We start from the raw sequence: 20,462 nt of genomic DNA, 5'->3' as shown, positions 1-20,462 counted from the left end.
ATAAATATTGTATTTAGGGTTAGTCCGACCACAAGCGCGTTATTTAACCGCGTCGCCGGATCCGCTGCCGGTTGCTGTCATCAGAATATATTTAAAATAGTCTCTAATAGTGAGTGTATCAATCATTTGTTTATCGGTCTTTGCCAACAGCTCAGGAGTCGACATGTCGATGTTTTGTACTTGAGCTAAACCAGTTATACCGGGCAAAACATCATATACACCGCGAAAGCTACGCTCTTTGATCAACTCTTCTTGGTTAAATAAGTTTGGTCGTGGCCCAACTAAGCTCATTTCACCTTTGATTACATTGATAAGCTGAGGCAGTTCATCAATCTTAGTCTTGCGTAAAAAGGCTCCTAGCTTAGTAATCGAGGCATTATTCGCTAAGTGACTCGCCACTGATTGCGTTTCTACCGACATAGTACGGAACTTAATGAGCCTAAATGCCTTTTTATTACGCCCAACTCGTTCTTGTATAAAAATTGGGGAGCCAGTATCAAACATGCCAACAATGATAACAACCAAAAAAACTGGCCATAATAAAAGTAAACCCAACAAGGAAGCGAGGAAGTCGATTAAACGGATCATGTTACTTTTCACCTCGTTTATTTAAAATATAATCAGCAGTTTCTTTAAAACCATCTTGTAAAGACTGAGGTGGTGTCCAGCCTAATGTTTCTTTCGTATGAGAAATATCTACTTGTAAAGAACCGATAAGGCGATCAACAACATCTTCTTTTTTAAGCAACTTCCCCACAAGTCTATAGCACCAGACAGGAACCGGTAATTGGAAGTTGTTCTTACCACAAGCAACCGACATTTGTTTTACCATTTCAGAAGTAGAAACATCGTGATCATCTGAAACTAGAAACACTTGATTTTTTGCTTTAGGGTGATCGATACAGGTGATAATTAAATCAACTAGATTGGTTACAGACACTAAGCTACGTTTATTTGAATTGATTAGACCAAATGGTAAAGGGAAACCTTTACAAACTAAATTAATTAAAGAAGCAAAATTAGCTTTAACACCAGCACCGTAAACTAAAGTTGGCCTGATGATAACAACTTCTAACTCTGTCTTTTTAGCTAGTTCTAACAATTGAATTTCAGCTTCAGACTTCGATTGACCATAAAAGTCTTCAGAGGCTCTTGGGCTTGAAAAATTAAAAGGAGCTTTCCCGTTAGTATTTTCGCCATTAGTTTTGATGCTACTGATAAAAATAAAGCGTTTAACACCAGACTTGATAGCCTGCCTTGCTAAATTCAGAGTTCCTGCCGTATTAACTTCTCTATAAACATTAAGCGGGTCTATCGATTTATCATCCATCACATGAACTCGAGCAGCCAGGTGAATAACGACATCCACTCCATTTAGCGCCATCGAATAATCCGTATCACTACCAATCTCCAGATGAAAAAACTGTTCAGACGCTTGTGTTTTAGGTTTTTTACGGCCTAATGATAACGTACTTTTAGCTGGAAGTTGTTCTAGTAATTTACTGCCTATAAATCCCGAAGCGCCGGTTAAAATGACTTTCATGTATTTGACTTCTCAATTGTATTTATTATCTGAAGAGCGGCTGCTTCCACAGAAAAGCTCGCTTTAAGCACTTCATGGGATCTACTACCCATTGCTATTCGCAAGTCTTGATCTTGAAGTAACATCAGCGCAGCATCATACAATGATAGGTCTTCACCATTTACATATGCCATTCCTGCGCCCTCATCATTGATGAACTCAATAACATCATTACCTCGATTTACACTCCCCAAAATAGGTAAAGACTGAACCATATAACCAAGCAACTTACCTGGAAAGTTATGCGCTTTATGTGACTTTGCTAATGAAAACAAACCTACATCTACTTGAGTTAGCACTTCTTTATATGTATCTTGATCAATTGAAGGAAGGACGGTTAAATTAACAAGGTTATTTTCTTCTTTTATCATTTCCACTAATTCAAACTCATCACCCTGCCCAATAAAGAGAAAGTGAGCTTTAGGATGAGCTTGCATTCTTTCAACTAGTCGCAGTAAATTACGCATATCTTGCGCATGACCAATATTCCCACCATAAAAGTAAATAACTTTACCATCCAGTTCATACTGTTTTCTTATATCAATCAGAGTGTTGTTATAGCTCTTAGGTTTCACCTCAGCCCAGTTCCTGAGAACCTGTAGGTTATTATATGATGGGTGTAATTTAGAAAAATATTTTACATTAGCTGATGACATTAAACCTATGCAATCCGACGCTTTGTAATTAATTTTTTCGAAGATACGAAAGTATATAGCTATTGGTGATCTAGCTGAAATTAACCCCTCATCGATAACCCATTGAGGAAAGATATCTCTTAAAACAAGATAGTTAAAGGTATTACATTGATTCTTAAACCAATGCATTAATGGACCAAAAAAAATTGTCGGGGAGTAGTTTACACAAGCATCAAATGACTTAATATTATCAATATCTTTTAACGCTAAATAAGCATTAAGTGATAGCAGTGATTCCGTTATAACTCTCTTAATCTTTCCGCGCCCCCTCATTTGAGGACTACGAAAGCGCCAAACTTCGATACCATCTAGCAAATCGATTTTCAAACGTTTGTTCTGCCTCCCATGACTAGGCGTAATTATAACAGGTTCATGGCCAAGCCTTTTTATCTCCAAAGCAAGTTCATGAAACATTTTTGCATGAACCAGCGTACTGCTCGGTAAATAGTCATCTGGGAATAACGCTATTCTCATTACGGCTTCTTCCAGACAACACGGTTAACATAGTCAGTGTAGCTTAGAATTGTACGAAGAACCTTGTCGGAAACATTTGGTGCAATATAGTCAGCTACTTTGTTCAACAAACGATCTTCGCCTCTTAGTTGATCGTCCAATATTTCAATTGCTTGTAGAATTCGCTCTACACTCATCCCAGTAAACATCACAGCCCCTTCTTCAAACCCTTCCGGTCGTTCTTGAGCTTCACGAATGTTAATAGCAGGGAAGTTTAAGATTGAAGACTCTTCCGTAATCGTACCACTATCACTTAAAACGACTTTCGCTTCTTTCTGCAGACAAATGTAATCACTGAAACCTAGTGGCTTCATCAAACGAACTAAAGGATGAAACTCTAAATTTAGTAACTCAATCTTCTTTCGCGTTCTTGGGTGAGTTGAAACGATAATAGGCAGACTATACTTTTCAGCTATCGTATTCAGAGCTAACACATAGTTGTTAATGTTACGCTCAGAATCCACGTTCTCTTCGCGATGTACACTCACCAAGAAGTAACCTTCAGTTGTTAGTTCTAGACGACTTAAAACATCTGACTGTGCAATCTTTTCTTTGTAGTGACTCAATACTTCATCCATCGGACTACCCGTTTTAACGATGAAGTCAGGGCTAATCCCTTCACGCAATAGATAATCGCGCGCAATATCACTGTATGGTAGGTTCACATCAGAGATGTGGTCAACAATTTTGCGATTAATTTCTTCTGGAACGCGTAAATCGAAGCAACGGTTACCCGCTTCCATATGGAAGATTGGGATCTTTTTACGCTTAGCTGAAATTGCAGAAAGGGCACTGTTGGTATCACCCAAAATCAATACCGCTTCAGGCTTGATTTCTTCAAAAAGCTTATCTGATTTACTGATAACCTGAGCCATCGTTTCAACTGCAGTGCCACCCGCACATTCTAAGAAAACATCAGGAGAGCGGATACCCAGATCATCAAAAAAGATTTGGTTCAATTCATAGTCATAATTTTGACCTGTATGAACTAAGGTGTGATCCGTATATTCATCCAACTTAGCAATGGTTCTTGATAGACGAATAATCTCTGGGCGAGTGCCAACGACGGTTACTACTTTTAATTTATTCATTGCTGTATCTCTTACGGTAATCTGTGTGCATAAAGGCGACCAACTCATCCCAACTAGGTGCTACGAACCCAGTATCTTCACGGAACTTCATTGAATTAAGTGAACGATCCATCACAAAGTCTTCAAATTTTTCAATTTCAATCTGCTTGCTATAAACATCTGCAACTTTCGAGATCAAAGAAAATTTATCAATAGGGTCTACCGATAATTGGTACAGGCCAGACAACGATGGGTTGGGCAGTACATAATCTGCTAGAACTTTGGCAACATAAGCTGTTGGAAGGCCAGAGAAAACAGCTTTCGAGAAGCCTTTTACAGAACCTTCTTGGCTTAAGAACCAATCAATGAGGCTCACAGAAGATTTAAGCTCATGGCCTATGATTGAGGTACGTAGTGTCACGTGTTGTCCATAGTCTACTTCACCGAGGCACTTAGATTTACCATACAGATCAGTTGCCGTAGGTAGATCAGATTCTAAGTAATTTCCCGCTTTACCATCAAAAACACAGTCCGTTGAAAAATGGACTAAACGTGCCTGAATAGAGTCACATAGTTGTGCCATTTTATGAGGAAGTAGCGCATTGATCTCAATGGCTTCCACGTGCTGCTTAGATACATCGTGCTGCTTGATCAGGCCAATACAATTGATGACGACGTCAGGTTTTGTGTCTAAGAGTGCCTTTTCCAAAGTAGCAAGATCTTTCACGTCAACATTAGAAATCAGCTTCTCTGTAGATAGGAAGAACTGCTCCACCCCATTAACACTACGAACTGTGCCATACACGTCGAGGTTTGATAATTCTGATAGATTTGAAAAGATGCTGTAACCTAGCATCCCTGTCGCCCCAATAACAAGAACTTTCACGTTATACACCCTCTGGAACGATAATGTTACCCGCTTCAATCTCACGGATGAAGTCTAGTTTTCTTAGCAACTGCTTCATACCTTCAACATCAAGACGGTCGGTATTATGAGAATTGTAATCTTCAATCTGAGTTAGATCTTGCTCACCTTCTTCGAAGTACTTTGAATAGTTAAGATCACGATTATCAGCAGGAACACGGAAATATTCCCCTTGCTCTTCTGCAACAAACATCTCTTCTTGACTACAAAGCGCTTCGTAATGCTTTTCTCCATGACGAGTACCAATGATATTTACTTCATGGTTTGGTTTATCAAGAATTTCAAGCAGTGCCTGAACCAAAACCTCAATGGTTGCTGCCGGAGCTTTTTGTACGAAAGTGTCCCCATTTTTTCCATTCTCAAATGCATGTAAAACCAAGTCTACAGCGTCATCCAGCGTCATCATGAAACGTGTCATGTTTGGATCAGTAATAGTAATCGGGTCACCGTTAACTACTTGACGAATAAACAAAGGAATCACAGAACCGCGAGAGGCCATTACGTTGCCATAACGGGTACAACAAATAGTAGTATTCGTATGTTCTAAGTTGCGACTCTTAGCAACAATTACCTTCTCCATCATTGCTTTAGAAATGCCCATAGCGTTTATTGGGTATACTGCTTTGTCTGTGCTTAAGCAAACCACGCGTTCCACACCAAAATTGATAGCTGCTTCGAGCACATTTTCAGTTCCGATAACATTAGTTTTCACAGCTTCCAAAGGGTAGAATTCACAAGATGGTACTTGTTTTAAAGCAGCTGCGTGATACACATAGTCGACACCACGCATAGAGTTTGAAACACTTTGGTAATCTCGTACATCACCAATATAAAATTTCAATTTCTCGGATTGAAAGTGCTTACGCATGTCATCTTGTTTTTTCTCATCACGAGAGAAGATACGGATCTCTTTGATATCTGTATCAAGGAAACGACGCAGTACAGCGTTACCGAAAGAACCAGTACCACCTGTTATCAATAATACTTTATTGTTAAACATCATTTTACACCTTATCAAGCAATTTAAATAAAACGTCCCAACCAGGACGGTTAATTGCATAATTATTTTCTATAATACGAGACTGGATTTGGTTTGAGTTATCATATATGTATGATAATCTTTCAGACCATAACTGATAATCATTTTTTTCAACAAAAAATGCACCTTTATAATTAGATAAAACCTCTTTAGTATTATCAATATTAGAGCATACAATTGGCAAGTTAAAAAAAGCAGCTTCTAATAAAGGAAGACCTAGTGTTTCAATAAAGCTAGGAAATACCAGCAAATTAGATTTATCATATAAAGAATTCAAAATATTTTTAGAAACCACGCCTAAATAGTTAACTTTATCTCCTAATCCAAGTTCACTAACTATATTATCGAATTTAGGATAAGTACCTTTTTCAAAGGTTATATTAAAGACAATTTCATTGAAAAAGTCAGGTCTGGATTTTCTAATCAAACACATAGCTTTTAAAACAGCAACGTGGTTCTTATAGAAGATAGGTGTTGCAGGATACAATAAATTAAATTTATTTTCATCGAAATTTAGCTCGTTTATTTTTCCTCCATTATCAATCTTTGATATATCAATTAAAGAATCAGGAAAAGAAACGAAGACATTTGAAGGGTTTATATCTAAACAATCAATGAGGTTTTTCTTCATGACTTCTGTCTGAACAACATATTTAGTTGTAGATTGACAATATAGTTTAATGAAAAAAGAATAGAATTTCTTGTACAAAAACAAAACGCGCTGTTCAGAATCAAAAAACGAAAAATTGAAGTTGCTGAACATTGTTCCTTGATGGACGTAAATGACCTGCGGAATGTTTACGTTACAAGTTGTATTTTGTAGAGATAAGAATACTTTGGGTTCAATATTGTTTTTATTTAACCAAATTCTAATACCTATGCTATCCCAAGCTATTCTACGTAACCACCCGCGACAATTGAGCTTTATAAATTTAATGTTAGAGCTGTCGGTATAATCTAAATGATCATCGATGAATATGATGTACTTATGGTCTCTGGTCAGAGCTTCGGATACGAAATTATTTAAAATAACCAAAGCACCACTACTTCTTAGCGATGTCGCGTTTACAATACACAAAGACATATATAACCTTAATTAACTGACACAAATCCACTACCAGTAGAAATAACTCTATCAACAAATACTATTGACTTAAATCCAAAATACGACATCAAAATAAATGTAGGGATATTTAACCCTCTATTCTTATAGAGCGAAAAATACATAAAAATCGCATATGAAAACATAGTAACCCTTTCATCACCAATAATAAATGAAACGACTAGTATCGGAAAATAAGCGAAAATAACTTTTAACCAATTTCGACAGCAATACATACTAAAAACAACAAAGACGAGCTGTTTAGCTACAGACTGAATACCTCCGTTGTCAATATAGCTCACAATTTTATTAGCAACGTGTCCACTTATATATATTGACAACGGAATAACAATAATAGCAATAGGTATAAAATATTTGGCATTCAACAAATAAAATGATTTACTCTTATATTTCTCCGAAATATAAATACTTATAAAGGATGAGTGTAATATTAACATCTGAACATGACCAACTACAGATGCCAAAATTAACACATACCTATTTCTATTCGAAGAAACCGTTAAAGCTAAAATTAAAAACAGAAATCCAAACTTCAACCTATCTGCTGCAAAAAAAAGCACATAAAAATAAAAGTTAGTTACAAAAAAAAGAAATATTACAAATGGACTAAAGCCCAATCGTCTAAAAAGGCACACATAAAAGAAAGAAAAGACTACATTTATGAGTGTAAACCAAGAATTTTTATCGAAACCTAGATTACCACCGACCCACGTAAATATAAAGTATACAACTTCAACTTTATTCAAGTGTAGTTGATAATATTCAAAGGCAGAGACAAAGTCCATTCCCCCTAATGTATCATATAATTTATTGTAAAAAACTTGATCTCCGCCTGTGTAAAACGAACTCAACAATAAGGAAACCACTAGCGTAATTAAAGGTAGTAATAAAGATAGAGCAGTATTGCTATCTATGGTTATTTTATTCACTGTACAATTCGCGTATAGTTTTGTAAATACTTGTCAGACAAGCTGAGTCGTCTTTTGAGGCGCTGAAGTCTGGTCCGTAAAAGATAGCCATTCCTTGCGCTTGATCATTACCTATAGGATTATAACCATGCATCCCATTTATGATTTTATAAGACGGGTTAAAGTAGTCAGGAGAAATTACAACGCCGTTATTTGCGCACCATATATAATCACCATATGTTCGATCATCTTTCAAGCCTAATTGACTAGGCGTAGTAAACATTCCGTTCTGTGTTAAAATCTCACATAAAAACAATTGGTTTATTATATTCTCGATATCACATTTATTTCTATCGCTTAATATCCAAATTCTAAAGACAGTTGAGTCTGCAAAAAGTAAATAATCGATACCATTGGTATATTTCGATAATTTACTTTCAACCATACTTAACAAATCTATCCTGTTAACAACTTCCGACATGCCATGATCACCAACGAAAATATAATTAACATCTTCGTTTTTCTGACTAATATCTTGAACAAGCTTCTCAATATCACGATCTATTCCTAGTAACTTGTCGTCCATCTCTTTAGTATTAGGCCCCAAGCTATGCCCATATTTATCACAATCTCCCAAATATAACATATACAAAGAACATTCGTCATCGATATTATTTATTAGATTCTTGATACGTCCAGAATCATCAAAAACTTGTTTTTTATCTAGAGAAGTAAAAGATTCATCATTTATCTTATAACCTAACTTTGGCAGAAATCTATATAAAGAATCTTCACTTTCGCTTATATGTGATTTGTGCCCATCTTCAGTTAAAGAAAAAAACTTTAAATAAGAAAGTGGTACATTTACAGATGAAAAGCCAAATTCCTTTCTACTTGAAAACTCCCAAAGTAAGCGACGAAATATTCTTTGTCCAATCTTTGGAAGTTTGTCATAAAATAAATCAACAAAGCTCAAAATTTTTTCAATTGACTTATATGGACTTAATTCAGGATTAAAGCCCAATGCCGTAAAATAATTTGATTCAAGCGCAGTTAATCCAACGACAATCTCGGTTCTTTCGCAAAATCCATAACTTGGAGTTAGCTTTCTTATATATCTTGAATCTTTAATGAGAGATGACAAAAATGGGGTTTTACCTCTATCCAAATAATCATATCTAAAAGCATCTATGACTACCAAAACAGTCTTTATTGATTTTTTCATAAAATTCTATTTAACGTCCAATTAACTCTATCTGTACAATATTTATCACAGTGTTTAATATCTTTCAATTCATCTGTCAAAGTCAAAACACTATCCCTATAAAGAGAACTTTTTATGGGCGAGCTATTAAATTTTAAAATACTCTTAGAAAGGGAAATTAAAAACCTTTTATATTTAATTAGTTTAAATCTAAGATCCAAATCAGTATGAGATCCAAAAGTACTTTCCAAATATTTGAAAAAGAAATAGTAGTAGAGTTCAGACAGGTGGTTGATCTCATTTTGATCTCTCAAAAATCTCACTAGCGATTCAGAATTCGGGTCATTTTTCACTTCAATAGCAAGGTTCAATAAATATGACAAATGACTTATTTTGCATAGTTCGTCGCCTTTTAATGAATTAAGTAAGATAAGTTTGTCAGAAATTTTTGATGTATATAAATCATTAGATAGCAAAGCAAAATCTGTCATAGCAATAATTAGTTTGGCGCACTGATAAGACTGGAACATCTCTAAACTCTCGTCAATATCGATATTGTCGCCGTATAATGACAGCAATGACCAAGACCGCGTTACAAACATATCATAAACATCTAATGGTGAAATTTTCAAATCACTAACATCATGTGTTATTTTTTCTAAGTAATCTTGATTTCCTTTAAGGACCTTATATGACGACATCAAATCATAAAAGAAAATCGTATCTCTTTTTTTTGAAAAATCTTCTTCAGTCCAAAATAAAATGTCTACCCACCTAACATTTAGGATTTTCTTTAAATCTTTCTCTAAACTCTCTTTTTTAATTTCAGAGGAGTTAGTTATCAATATCAAATCTATATCATTATATAGTTTTGGTTTACCATCAACTAATAAATAACTTGCCTCTCCTCGTCCATAGCTGCCATACGCAATAACAAAATCGATCTCTGGAATATTTGAAAAGTACTCAATTAATTTTTTATCATACATTTTTCTTCTCGACTATTATTGGCACTCTAAAAGAACTTATATCTTCAACGTGTTTATCTCTGTTTCTAATAAGTTTCAATATAAATCCAAGGTCGAAAATAAACTTAGACATAATGATTGTTAATGCCACCGTCCCATAACTTATAGAAAAATTAGACAAAGCCTTACCAAGCATTAATTTATAATAAGAGCGGAAACGAAATATAGTGGGTACTATAGAAAGTGAAAATGATAGTAATGATAGTGCATAGTTCAAAGGTAATAAAGAAACACCAAGAGCAAAAAAAATCAAACTGCATGTTCGGTGTAAAACATTCAAAGAATGATTTTTTTCTCTGATTTTAGATATTTGACATGAGCGCTTTCCGTCATGGTACTGAGTCCGTAGAAACTCACTTTTAGACTGAGTGAAGTTATTAAACGTAACCATTTTTTCGTTAAATATTCTACGATAGTCCAACTTTTCCTTTTCAATTTTTAGAAGTAAGCTAGACTCATCTCCTCTAACTTCAAAAATAGAAGGAAAACCTTGAACTTTATCTAATAGTTTCCGACTGAAAACCATATTAGCCCCAATCAAGTAGTTTTCTTCATTATAAAGTTTACTATCGTAATAAAGTTGCCATAATATATTTTCCTTACCTTCCCTTGCTTCCAAAACAGGACCAGATAAAATGTCAGGTCTATACTTTTCGATTGATACACCCAACTCAGTTATATAATTATTTTCTACATAGCCATCTGCGTCAACATATGCAATATAATCGAACTCTATAAGATGCTGATAGCTATTTCGAGAAACACATAAGTAGTCATGCTCTATTTTATAGTATTTTAACTTATCATATTCTTCACACATTTCTTTTACTAATACACCAGTATCATCTGTCGATGAATTATTTACGCATAGTACAGAAAAACAACTCTTATATCTAGATTTACTTATAGACGTAAATATTGAAGATATACATCTACTTATATTTTTTTCTTCATTAAAAGCACAAACGACAATTAGACAATTGAATTTATTTTCACCCATATTAATTCAACTCCTCCATCATTTTTTTTGTTATTTCTAACCAGCTATAACCCTTAGATAAACGATATGATTCATTTCCCATACTCAACACCATTTTAGGGTTATCGATCAACTCTGACATATACTGGGTTAGATCGTCAACATTACCGACATCAAATATAAATCCATTTTTTTTATCTATGACACAATCTTTAGCCCCAACTTTATTAGAAACAATCACAGGTAAACCACTTGCCATAGCTTCCAATACAACTAGACCAAAAGATTCATGTATTGAGGGTAAAACGAAAAAAGTACCATTAGTGTAACTATCTAAAGGGTCACCGGGACATAGATCAATTTCAATAGATCGACTTGCTAACTTAGCTTTATAACAATCAAAAATAGGCCTAAAGTCGGGAGCAAGGGCACCATTTAAAACAAGTTTGAACTCTTTACCTGCACAACCCAAACGGTAGCAAGCTTCAAATAAGTCATGAACGCCTTTTTCTGCATTTACATTACCAACAAAAACGATAGAAACCTTTTTACTCTTTGAATCACTTTTTATATATTTATATTTATCAAGGTCAACACCCAATGGACAGTTAATAATTTTATCTTCTTGAAAACCATGTTCAAGGTAAGATTCAAACACCAGACTGGAGATTGACCATACTTTGTCGACCATAGCAATCTCTTCCAATTGACGTTGAGTCCTCGATAATGGAATGGGCTTACTATTTATATTAAGTTTTTTATAAACTGAGGTTAATGCGTTTTTATGACTTAAGGGATGTAACCATTGCGAATGTAAAACTGTCACTCCGCCATGATTTTTTGCAGCTTTAAATGACTCTAGAGACATTCCGTTTCTAGCAATTACTATAGTATTGCTATCTACTTTGACTAAACCTCTATTTATTAGCTTCGCGAATTTACCATCATATTTAATAAACTCTTTAATCGCTATATCATTTATACTCTTGCCAAATAACTCTCTATCTAATTTATTAATTAATCTGCTGATAAAGCTTTTCAATCTAGATGAGGAAATATCCCAAAATTCACATTCCACAATATCTTGGGCGCCACGAGCTACCCAACAAACTTCATAACCTAATTCAACTAGGCTCTTAACCATCATTAAGTCTATAGTTCTCGTAGCACCCAATGAATTTATGTCGTAAGACCCCGAGTAATATACAACTCTCATTAAACCCCTCTTTTAACCCCAGAAAGCAAGTATTTAAGTCTCTTAAAATACAGAAGAACGGTGCAAGTAACTGCCACTATAGTATAAATACAGCCTATAAGAACAGATTCACTATGAAATAAAAAATCCCAAAAGAAAACTACAGAGCAAATAAAAATCAGCTTGCCAAAGTATCTAAAATAGCCTTTTCCTGTAATTGCTTTAACATAACGCTGGTAAACATAAAATCCAGAAAATGTACTAATAACTCCAACCCCAACGGCTGCTCCAACAACACCATAATATTTAACCATAATATAAATAGCAATAGGGAGAAGGATCAAGTTAATTAGAGCAACTTCCAGATCATTACGCGTGTTCCCATTAATATGGAGAAGAGGTCCTGCACTACTTGCAACGGCCTTAAATAAAACAACCAACATGAAAATCTTAAACAAAATAACAGATTCAGACCATTCCTGACCATATACATATACTATAAATTCGTCACCTAAAAAAAACGTTACTATTACTGGAATAATATACACAAAACATGTTATAAAATTCACATTATCAAATAATATTTCTTTGTCGTTACTTCTTTCAATTCTTGACAATGCAGGATACACAACTCGATTAATGCTTCCTCTAATGGCTAAAAAATAATGTGATGTTTGATATGCTAGCCAATAAAACCCAACAGAATTAACATCTATTAACCTATCAATTATAATATAATCCACATTACCGTATACAAATGAGACAATTAAGCCAATTGTTAATGGATATGAAAACCTTTGCGATTTTTTTATAATATCTATATCAAATTTTAACCTAGGTTTATATTCCGAAATAGCGTATATAATTATGCCTTCAATGATATAACTCAAAGACCGCCATACAACCAAAGCCCATAAACCAGCATCGTGATTAGCCATAACAATAGCGATGATAGAACTAATTATCGACGAAAAAACCATCGGCACACTAGATTTTACAAAACTCGCATCCTTTTCCATTAGAGACTTAAGTTTGGAAAATGGGTTAAACAGACAAGCTATTACGTAAACCTGGCAATAAACCAAAATATCTTGCCGATCAATACATAAAAGTACAAATGGTAATATAAAGATAGCAATAATAAATATAGTCAAACTCCATAATAGCTCCATCGTGAACGTGACGTCCATTTTTTTTTCAATGTCTGCCTGCTCTCTTATAATATATCGATCAGAGTTTAAATTACTTGCCGTATGAAAAAACATAGATATAACAGTAATTATGGCAAAAACACCAAATACTTCAGGCTCAATTATTCTTGCGAGCATTACTTGTGACAAAAACATTACAAAAAATTGTAATATCGTCAGAGCGCTTACAATAAAGCTATTTGTAAAAATACTTTTTATCATCAGTACTATCTATCATTAGTTAAATATCTTCTTTATATCCTCTGTAGAACTTCTTATATATTCATCTAAACCTTCCTCCCATGGCCTTATGCCCTTAAAACCAATACGAGAAAGTTTTAGATTAACTGCTGATTCATTTTCTGACACTTTCGCCAAACGAGGAAAAGGGGTATGGACAGCCTCTACATTGACATCAATTTTTGCATAATTAATGATTTCTTTCACGTAACCATATCTCGATGTAGACCCAGTATTTACACAATTAAAAACTCCCGCCCAACCATCATATACAAGTTTTATTATAATATCGGATACGTCTTTAACATATGTCGGGTTACCATACTGGGTGCCATCTGACTTAATTTCCCCACCTGAAAGAACAGCCTCTCTTATTCGGTTGGCAACAAAGTTTTTTTGTAGATTAAAATCACCTCCAAAAAGCCATCCTGTTCTAATAATAAGAGCATCATTGCTTTGACTTAGTATCGCGTTTTCAGCTAACATCTTTGATCTGTGATGTACCGTTGTTGGTAACAATTCATCATATTCATGATAAGGTGTTTTTTTTGAGCTACCATATACCCCCGTACTACTAATAAATACAAACTTAACATTTAACAGTCGACATGCATTTGCTAGAAGTTCACTGAGAATCACGTTGTCACTGTAACAGTCTTGAGGATTTATCTCACAACTCTCTAGATTAGTATTCGCTGCGCAATGAACAACGACATCACAACCTAAACTATCGATATATTCAATTGCATTTTTTAAACCATCGCTGATTAAAAAACGGCACCTGTCCAAAACGGTTGCTTTTAATCCGCAGGCTCTAACCTTAATTAACAGCTCGGACCCTAAAAGACCATTTGTACCTGTAATTCCAATATTCATTCATGATTCCAAGGGTATGTTGACCAAATCTGTTGTAATCGATTCATCTGGGTCGTGCTCGATGGATGCGATATTTAATACTAAGTTAACTCCATCATCGTCACCTCTAAATGCGACCCATAAGCCAGCATCAACAGTTAGACGAACATAATTTTTTTCGCCTATAGGTATTTTTTTTGTCACCTTTGTAGTTTCATCATGAATAAAGAAGGTGACTGCACCAACAGGAACAACTAAATTCAACTCCATTCTCTCATGTTTTTTCCAGCCTTTAATATCGCCTTTACCGACACGAGTAAAATATGCTTCACCAAATTTAGTAAAACCATCCTCTGTAGATTTCAACGCGTGTTGAATATCTCCTTTTGGATTAGATATGCGCTTGAGATTTGTTATACTTACACCCTTCATTTCATGATCCTATATGGCCCAGTCAATACTTCTTTTCACTGCTTTTTCTTCATACTTCGATATCTGATCTAATGTTTCTGTATACATATCTAATCCCTTATTATAAAAAGAAAAGTACCATTCACTTACAAATTCAACACAATCTTTGTAATCTAAACATGCTTCCCATTTTAAGTGGAACAATGCTTTATCACAGTTTAGCTTTAATAGACCAGCCTCATGAAAGGGAATATTTCCAGTAACTTTATAAGCCTCATCGACAGTTTCAAATTCCCAATACTTACTCAAATCTTCAAGTAATTCAATTACACTTCTGCTTTGTTCAGCCCTTGGACCAAAATTAAAAGATTCACCATGTAGTTCAATATTAGAGCTTAACTTCTGCCCTAAATCTAGATATCCGCTCAAAGGCTCAAGAACATGTTGCCATGGCCTTGTAGAAGCTGGACTTCTAATTTCAACGACTTCTTTACGAGACCAATTACGCATGCAGTCAACTACAATTCTATCTTTTGCCCAATCGCCTCCACCTATAACGTTACCAGCTCTGCCAGTCGCAAGTCTTACATGTTCATTTTGACCATTAAAAAATGACTGTTGATAGGAGTGGAATATCACTTCGGCCGCTCCTTTCGAACCACTATAAATATCTTTTCCACCAATAGCATCTGTCTCTTTATAGCCCCACTCCCACTCTACATTTTCATAGCACTTATCTGAGGTAATAAAAATTGCCGTACAACTATTAGATATCCACCTCAAAGATTCTAATATATTGGCGGTACCCATCACATTAGTATTAATAGTTTCTATTGGATTTTCATAAGATACCGATACAATAGGCTGAGCTGCCAAGTGGAATAGGAAATCAGGCTTGCTATCTTGAATGATCTTTTTAATATCTTGAAGACTCCCTATATCACAAAAATAATGTTCTATTTTTCCTTCTAGCCCTGTTTCTTCAAACATTGATGGTTTAGTTGGGACTACATCAGATACACCGATTACTCTAGCCCCTAACTTTAGAAGCCAGCAAGTTAACCAACTTCCTTTAAAGCCCGTATGACCGGTAACTAGCACAGTTTTATCTTTATAAACATTATTAAACATTATTTACTCCAAGTTTTCCAAGGTGCTACACCGTTAGCCCATAGCTCTTCAAGTTGTATCTTATCTCTCAAGGTATCCATTGGCTGCCAAAAACCGTGATGTTGATAAGCCATTAACTGCCCATCTTCTGCTAACTTATTTAGAGGATATTGTTCCCAAGTACAATCATCCCCTTCAATATGCTTTAATACCTCAGGAGACAAAACAAAAAAGCCGCCATTAATCATAGCTCCATCACCTTTCGGTTTCTCTTTAAAACTCTCAACCTTTCCTTCTTGAATATCTAAAGCACCAAAACGACCTGGAGGAAAGGTCGCAGTCAAAGTAGCTTGTTTCCCATGTTTTTTATGAAAAGCAATACTTTCACTAATATTTATATCAGAGACACCATCTCCATATGTAAAACAAAATGCTTCCTCATCTTTTACATACTCAGCTACACGCCCCAATCGGCCACCAGTCATAGAGTGATCACCTGTATCAACTAAAGTAACAGTCCAGGGCTCTGCGCGTTTATGATGCACTTCCATTTCATTATCTTTCATATTAAATGTTACATCTGACATATGAAGGAAGTAATTAGCGAAGTACTCTTTTATTACATAACCTTTATAACCGCAGCATATAATAAAATCATTTATTCCATGTACAGAGTACATTTTCATAATGTGCCATAAAATAGGCTTACCACCGATTTCAACCATAGGTTTTGGCCTTACTGCTGTCTCTTCACTCAAACGAGTTCCTAAACCACCGGCTAGAATTACAGCTTTCATCTTTTCTCCTGGAGAGTATATTATTCCTAATAAACCAATAATAAAAACCTAATATGATAGGGTTATTGATTGTCATTTAAACCAACTAAAAAATCATGAACAGTTAAGACGTTCAAAATCAAACAGTTGTTTTTTGATAAAAAACAGATTACTGGTGATATCTTCGAACTCATGCTTTTAATATAGATACCCCTGTACATGCACGGAGGACTTACTATTACAGCCCAACGTGGAGTTGACTTGAATCCTTTTCGCCCTGATGTCTAACGTAATTAGCTATCAACTTTTGATTTACACCTATGCAACTGACAAATTAACCAGGCGACGAAGCAATGTTATCTTTCCAGTAAATCTTACTTAGCCAACTGAATTTTTCTCGAACTTGGTGCGACGATGGCTTTTTAGTTTACCCATGACCTCCGAGAGGCTGTACTCAGGGAATCATCATATACAAATGATCCCCATCAAAGCCTATCGTCTTTATCTCAGCGCCAGGTAAACTTCGCGTTACTTTGGTATAACCTTACGCAAGTAGTTGCAAAATCCAGGGTTTTGGATTTTCTGTGGTATTTAGTTACCCAAACTACGTGATATTTCATGTCGTAAACACTATGGGATAAGGTGTAATGTTATATTTAACCATCATCCCGTTTCCAAAGGAATTAACCTACGGGTAAACCCATAGTTTTCTGTATTCAAAGAATTAAAACAAGAAGATGGATAACTTTTTTATAATAATTGAAAAATCATTAAAACCATTGCTTTAATTTTAGATACAACTGGATATTATAAATATCATAAACATGGCTCTTATCTATTTATGTGAAATCAATCACCCTTATGAGCTGAATAAGAGTAAGAGTAATAGCCATACCCATAAGAGCTTGATGCCTTCTTTTCTATAGCATTAAAGATAACACCTTTTACTTCAATACCCGATTGTTCAAATCGATTACGTGCGACATCGATCTCCTTCACCGTATTTTGGCCAAATCGCGCCACCATCAACGTGGTACCAGCAAATGCGCCTACAATACTTGGGTCGGTTACAGCCAATATTGGTGGTGTATCGACTATTACTAGGTCATATTCTTTCGATGCCCACTCCATAAGCTCCGCAAAACGTGGGTGCATTAGAAGCTCTGATGGGTTTGGTGGTACTTGGCCACGAGTGATGATCTCAAGGTTTTCAACCGGAGTTGATTTAATCGATTGAGTAAAATCTTGCTTCCCACTCAACAAATCCGATAAGCCATTATCCCACTTCAAGCCAAAGCTTTGTTGCAAATAGCCTTTACGCATATCCGCATCAATCAATAGTACCTTTTGACCAGTTTTTGCAGCGACTGCAGCAAAGTTAGTCGAGATAAAAGATTTGCCAATACCTGGCGCAGGGCCAGAGATCATCAAAATGTTGTTTTTGGCTTCAAGCATTGCAAAGTGCAAACTTGTACGAAGACCACGTAGCGCTTCAACTGAGAGATCTGCAGGGTTAGATTCTGCAAGCAGAGCCTGCGCACCAAAAGTTTGTTTTCTCTTAGATTTAAAGCGGTTGGTTAACTCTAACTGCAGGTCCGATTTAGGCACTGCTGCGTAAACTGGTAACCCAAGCTCCTCAATTTGTTCCGGATTTTCAACACCTCGGTGAAACGCTGCTTTCACTAAAACCAATGCCACGCTTAGCATGCATCCAATTAGTGTAGCGAATACAACAATCAGTGGTTTCTTCGGTTTTACTGCACGGGCATAAGCTTGCGCATCATCCAAAATTCGTACATTACCCACGGTACCCGCTTTGATAATGCTTAGCTCTTGTACCTTGTTTAACAATTGAATATAAATCTGTTGGTTTACTTCAACGTCACGTGTCATTCGTAGTACTTCACGCTGCGTTTTAGGTAGCTTTTGAACTTGTTGGTTTAAACGCTCTTTTTCTTTTAAAAGCGTTTCTCTTTTATCTAACAAAGACTTATAAGCTGGGTGATCTTTTGTAAAGCGTTGGCTAATTTCGCTTTCTTTAAAAGTCAGTTCATTCAGCTGCGCTTCCAGTTCTACCATCACTTTAAGTGTGGATTGAGCTTCCAAGCCTAAATCAATAGACTCGTTTTCTTGACGGTAATTATTCAGCGTATCTTCAAATGTCGTTAACTGAGATTTGATACCCGGAAGATGGCCTTCAAGAAATGCTAAACTCTTTTCTGCTTCTGCAGAGTTACGTTTAACATTTTGTAAAAAGTAGATTTGGTTAATATGGTTTAAGATTTCAGAAATTTGCTGCTTATTTTCGCCCTCAAAGCTTAACTTTAGAATCCCCGTCTGCTTGCCTTGCTCAGACAAGGATAGAGACTGCTTAAGCCATTCAATTGCTTCTAGACGATTCCGCTTACTAATAGCGAACTCAAAACCATTATGAGATTCAAAACCTGCCACAAATAGACTATAGTCACCTGAAGCGACCAATTGACCAACTTGTCCTTCAAGGATGATACGCTCGTCTTCTCGAATTAGCTGGTAAGTACCCTGCTCTGTATCTAGAATACGAATCGTATGAGCATATCCACTAGCATAGCCTGGTACAACAAAACGGCTAATTGATATGTTATTATCATCACCAGTTAAACGAGCGATACCTTTGCCAACAAAAGGAGCGTAAATAGGAGTGGTAACTGTGGTTAAATCAAACTTATCAACCGTTTCACCCAAGATCATTCTCGACTTGATGATCTCGATTTCAGTAGCGGCTGAAGACTCTTGAGCGAACAGTTCGCCCATGTCACCCACCATTGAGGAAATGCCTCCAGAGCTTTTCTCCTCAATTTGGATTAATGCATCGGCTTTGTAAATAGGTGTAGATAACATTGCGAATACGACACCTCCTAGGGCGAAGGTAAACGTGGTAAAGATAATCCACCACTTAGCATCGAGCAAAATACCAAACAGTTTTCCTAAATCAATCTCATCTGAGTTATCAGTCTTTGTTTGCCTAGATGGTTGTGTTGTCATCGAATTACTATTTCCTAAATTCGTACTATTTTGTTAGTTGATTTATTGAAAACAAACCAACCTAAATCGTTTCTGCTAACTCAAAGCTTACTCTACTGAGTAACAGGTTTTGCTAATCGACTACAGTTGTTTCGCCCACGCTTGTGCGGCTTTATCAATCAGCTTATAGGCATGCTCAAATGCCTCTCGGCTTTGGCGATATGGATCTGGAATATCTTGTTGTCCGAGCCACTGACCAAACAGCATGGTTTTCCCGCGCGCTTCTGGAGAGATCTGAGTTAACGCTTCCATGTGGCCTTTTTCCATCACTAATATCAAGTCATACTGCGCACAAAGTTGGGGCGTGACTTGTTGTGATTGATGGCCTTCCACATCAACGCCATTTTCGGCAGCAATCAAAATTGCAGTTTCATCTGCAGGCATACCAATCAAACGGCTTTTTTCTGCTGCAATACCTGCTGATGCGACCTGTTTGTTTGGCAATAGTTTTTGTAAAACACGCTCGCCTGTTGGAGAACGACAAATGTTACCAACACAAACTACAAGAATTTTATTAAACATAAATTACTATCAACCATATAAACCGGACCACACA

The 20,462-nt window shown here is 35.8% G+C and carries 19 protein-coding genes; all 19 read right to left on the bottom strand.

The features are described from left to right. Positions 1–39 precede the first annotated feature (39 nt). The gene (locus tag VFDL14_RS11780) at positions 40–588 is read right to left on the bottom strand and encodes a sugar transferase (protein ID WP_032551215.1); all 549 of its coding nucleotides are present in this window, start codon (positions 586–588) and stop codon (positions 40–42) included. A 1-nt stretch (position 589) separates the two neighbouring features. Next, positions 590–1,543, bottom strand: coding sequence for a UDP-glucose 4-epimerase family protein (locus tag VFDL14_RS11785; RefSeq protein ID WP_032551214.1), 954 nt, complete (start codon positions 1,541–1,543; stop codon positions 590–592). Continuing rightward, entirely contained in the window at positions 1,540–2,751 is a 1,212-nt protein-coding gene (locus VFDL14_RS11790) for a glycosyltransferase family 4 protein (protein WP_032551213.1), read from the bottom strand. Before VFDL14_RS11790 ends, VFDL14_RS11785 begins: the two co-directional genes overlap by 4 nt. Continuing rightward, positions 2,751–3,881 carry a non-hydrolyzing UDP-N-acetylglucosamine 2-epimerase gene (gene wecB / locus VFDL14_RS11795; RefSeq protein WP_032551212.1) on the bottom strand — a complete coding sequence of 377 codons (1,131 nt, stop codon included), beginning with the start codon at positions 3,879–3,881 and terminating at the stop codon, positions 2,751–2,753. The genes VFDL14_RS11790 and wecB overlap by 1 nt, the downstream gene beginning before the upstream one ends. Continuing rightward, a complete protein-coding gene (locus tag VFDL14_RS11800) occupies positions 3,874–4,746 on the bottom strand; it encodes a dTDP-4-dehydrorhamnose reductase family protein (protein WP_032551211.1) in 873 nt (290 codons plus the stop codon). Before VFDL14_RS11800 ends, wecB begins: the two co-directional genes overlap by 8 nt. Before the next feature lies 1 nt (position 4,747). Next, entirely contained in the window at positions 4,748–5,785 is a 1,038-nt protein-coding gene (locus VFDL14_RS11805; protein ID WP_032551259.1) for a nucleoside-diphosphate sugar epimerase/dehydratase, read from the bottom strand. A gap of 4 nt (positions 5,786–5,789) precedes the next feature. After that, positions 5,790–6,455: a glycosyltransferase gene (locus VFDL14_RS24540; protein WP_160168791.1), complete on the bottom strand. Its 666-nt coding sequence runs from the start codon at positions 6,453–6,455 to the stop codon at positions 5,790–5,792. 461 nt (positions 6,456–6,916) lie between these two features. Then, a complete protein-coding gene (locus VFDL14_RS11815) occupies positions 6,917–7,876 on the bottom strand; it encodes a hypothetical protein (protein WP_032551209.1) in 960 nt (319 codons plus the stop codon). After that, positions 7,869–9,080 (bottom strand): alkaline phosphatase family protein, encoded by a 1,212-nt coding sequence (locus VFDL14_RS11820; protein WP_032551207.1) that lies wholly within the window; start codon positions 9,078–9,080, stop codon positions 7,869–7,871. The genes VFDL14_RS11815 and VFDL14_RS11820 overlap by 8 nt, the downstream gene beginning before the upstream one ends. Further along, positions 9,077–10,048, bottom strand: coding sequence for a nucleotidyltransferase domain-containing protein (locus tag VFDL14_RS11825; protein WP_032551206.1), 972 nt, complete (start codon positions 10,046–10,048; stop codon positions 9,077–9,079). Before VFDL14_RS11825 ends, VFDL14_RS11820 begins: the two co-directional genes overlap by 4 nt. Then, positions 10,041–11,087 (bottom strand): glycosyltransferase, encoded by a 1,047-nt coding sequence (locus VFDL14_RS11830; RefSeq protein WP_032551204.1) that lies wholly within the window; start codon positions 11,085–11,087, stop codon positions 10,041–10,043. The genes VFDL14_RS11825 and VFDL14_RS11830 overlap by 8 nt, the downstream gene beginning before the upstream one ends. 1 nt (position 11,088) lies before the next feature. Then, on the bottom strand, positions 11,089–12,210 hold the full coding sequence (locus VFDL14_RS11835; RefSeq protein WP_160168790.1) for a glycosyltransferase family 4 protein: 1,122 nt from the start codon (positions 12,208–12,210) through the stop codon (positions 11,089–11,091). A 71-nt stretch (positions 12,211–12,281) separates the two neighbouring features. Further along, the gene (locus VFDL14_RS11840; protein ID WP_032551202.1) at positions 12,282–13,673 is read right to left on the bottom strand and encodes an oligosaccharide flippase family protein; all 1,392 of its coding nucleotides are present in this window, start codon (positions 13,671–13,673) and stop codon (positions 12,282–12,284) included. A gap of 15 nt (positions 13,674–13,688) precedes the next feature. Then, the gene (locus tag VFDL14_RS11845) at positions 13,689–14,567 is read right to left on the bottom strand and encodes an SDR family oxidoreductase (protein WP_050487416.1); all 879 of its coding nucleotides are present in this window, start codon (positions 14,565–14,567) and stop codon (positions 13,689–13,691) included. Beyond that, on the bottom strand, positions 14,568–14,978 hold the full coding sequence (locus tag VFDL14_RS11850; protein ID WP_032551201.1) for a dTDP-4-dehydrorhamnose 3,5-epimerase: 411 nt from the start codon (positions 14,976–14,978) through the stop codon (positions 14,568–14,570). Positions 14,979–14,987: 9 nt separating this feature from the next. Further along, positions 14,988–16,088 (bottom strand): CDP-glucose 4,6-dehydratase, encoded by a 1,101-nt coding sequence (gene rfbG, locus VFDL14_RS11855; RefSeq protein ID WP_032551199.1) that lies wholly within the window; start codon positions 16,086–16,088, stop codon positions 14,988–14,990. Beyond that, positions 16,088–16,864 (bottom strand): glucose-1-phosphate cytidylyltransferase, encoded by a 777-nt coding sequence (rfbF, locus tag VFDL14_RS11860; protein WP_032551198.1) that lies wholly within the window; start codon positions 16,862–16,864, stop codon positions 16,088–16,090. The genes rfbG and rfbF overlap by 1 nt, the downstream gene beginning before the upstream one ends. A gap of 828 nt (positions 16,865–17,692) precedes the next feature. Continuing rightward, the gene (locus tag VFDL14_RS11865; RefSeq protein ID WP_032551195.1) at positions 17,693–19,867 is read right to left on the bottom strand and encodes a polysaccharide biosynthesis tyrosine autokinase; all 2,175 of its coding nucleotides are present in this window, start codon (positions 19,865–19,867) and stop codon (positions 17,693–17,695) included. A gap of 120 nt (positions 19,868–19,987) precedes the next feature. Further along, positions 19,988–20,428 (bottom strand): low molecular weight protein-tyrosine-phosphatase, encoded by a 441-nt coding sequence (locus VFDL14_RS11870; RefSeq protein WP_032551194.1) that lies wholly within the window; start codon positions 20,426–20,428, stop codon positions 19,988–19,990. Positions 20,429–20,462: the final 34 nt, after the last annotated feature.

The organism is Vibrio fortis, from assembly GCF_000695685.1.
Taxonomy (GTDB): domain Bacteria; phylum Pseudomonadota; class Gammaproteobacteria; order Enterobacterales; family Vibrionaceae; genus Vibrio; species Vibrio fortis_A.
The sequence above is the reverse complement of the archived record's forward strand: the minus strand, read 5'-3'. Positions and strand labels throughout refer to the sequence as shown.

What these genes read in the sequence shown, in the direction of transcription:
- VFDL14_RS11780 (WP_032551215.1), bottom strand. Translation starts at nt 588, where the DNA reads ATGATCCGTTTAATCGACTTCCTCGCTTCCTTGTTGGGTTTACTTTTA.
- VFDL14_RS11785 (WP_032551214.1), bottom strand. Translation starts at nt 1,543, where the DNA reads ATGAAAGTCATTTTAACCGGCGCTTCGGGATTTATAGGCAGTAAATTA.
- VFDL14_RS11790 (WP_032551213.1), bottom strand. Translation starts at nt 2,751, where the DNA reads ATGAGAATAGCGTTATTCCCAGATGACTATTTACCGAGCAGTACGCTG.
- wecB (WP_032551212.1), bottom strand. Translation starts at nt 3,881, where the DNA reads ATGAATAAATTAAAAGTAGTAACCGTCGTTGGCACTCGCCCAGAGATT.
- VFDL14_RS11805 (WP_032551259.1), bottom strand. Translation starts at nt 5,785, where the DNA reads ATGTTTAACAATAAAGTATTATTGATAACAGGTGGTACTGGTTCTTTC.
- VFDL14_RS24540 (WP_160168791.1), bottom strand. Translation starts at nt 6,455, where the DNA reads ATGAAGAAAAACCTCATTGATTGTTTAGATATAAACCCTTCAAATGTC.
- VFDL14_RS11820 (WP_032551207.1), bottom strand. Translation starts at nt 9,080, where the DNA reads ATGAAAAAATCAATAAAGACTGTTTTGGTAGTCATAGATGCTTTTAGA.
- VFDL14_RS11825 (WP_032551206.1), bottom strand. Translation starts at nt 10,048, where the DNA reads ATGTATGATAAAAAATTAATTGAGTACTTTTCAAATATTCCAGAGATC.
- VFDL14_RS11830 (WP_032551204.1), bottom strand. Translation starts at nt 11,087, where the DNA reads ATGGGTGAAAATAAATTCAATTGTCTAATTGTCGTTTGTGCTTTTAAT.
- VFDL14_RS11835 (WP_160168790.1), bottom strand. Translation starts at nt 12,210, where the DNA reads ATGGTTAAGAGCCTAGTTGAATTAGGTTATGAAGTTTGTTGGGTAGCT.
- VFDL14_RS11840 (WP_032551202.1), bottom strand. Translation starts at nt 13,673, where the DNA reads ATGATAAAAAGTATTTTTACAAATAGCTTTATTGTAAGCGCTCTGACG.
- VFDL14_RS11845 (WP_050487416.1), bottom strand. Translation starts at nt 14,567, where the DNA reads ATGAATATTGGAATTACAGGTACAAATGGTCTTTTAGGGTCCGAGCTG.
- VFDL14_RS11850 (WP_032551201.1), bottom strand. Translation starts at nt 14,978, where the DNA reads ATGAAGGGTGTAAGTATAACAAATCTCAAGCGCATATCTAATCCAAAA.
- rfbG (WP_032551199.1), bottom strand. Translation starts at nt 16,088, where the DNA reads ATGTTTAATAATGTTTATAAAGATAAAACTGTGCTAGTTACCGGTCAT.
- rfbF (WP_032551198.1), bottom strand. Translation starts at nt 16,864, where the DNA reads ATGAAAGCTGTAATTCTAGCCGGTGGTTTAGGAACTCGTTTGAGTGAA.
- VFDL14_RS11865 (WP_032551195.1), bottom strand. Translation starts at nt 19,867, where the DNA reads ATGACAACACAACCATCTAGGCAAACAAAGACTGATAACTCAGATGAG.
- VFDL14_RS11870 (WP_032551194.1), bottom strand. Translation starts at nt 20,428, where the DNA reads ATGTTTAATAAAATTCTTGTAGTTTGTGTTGGTAACATTTGTCGTTCT.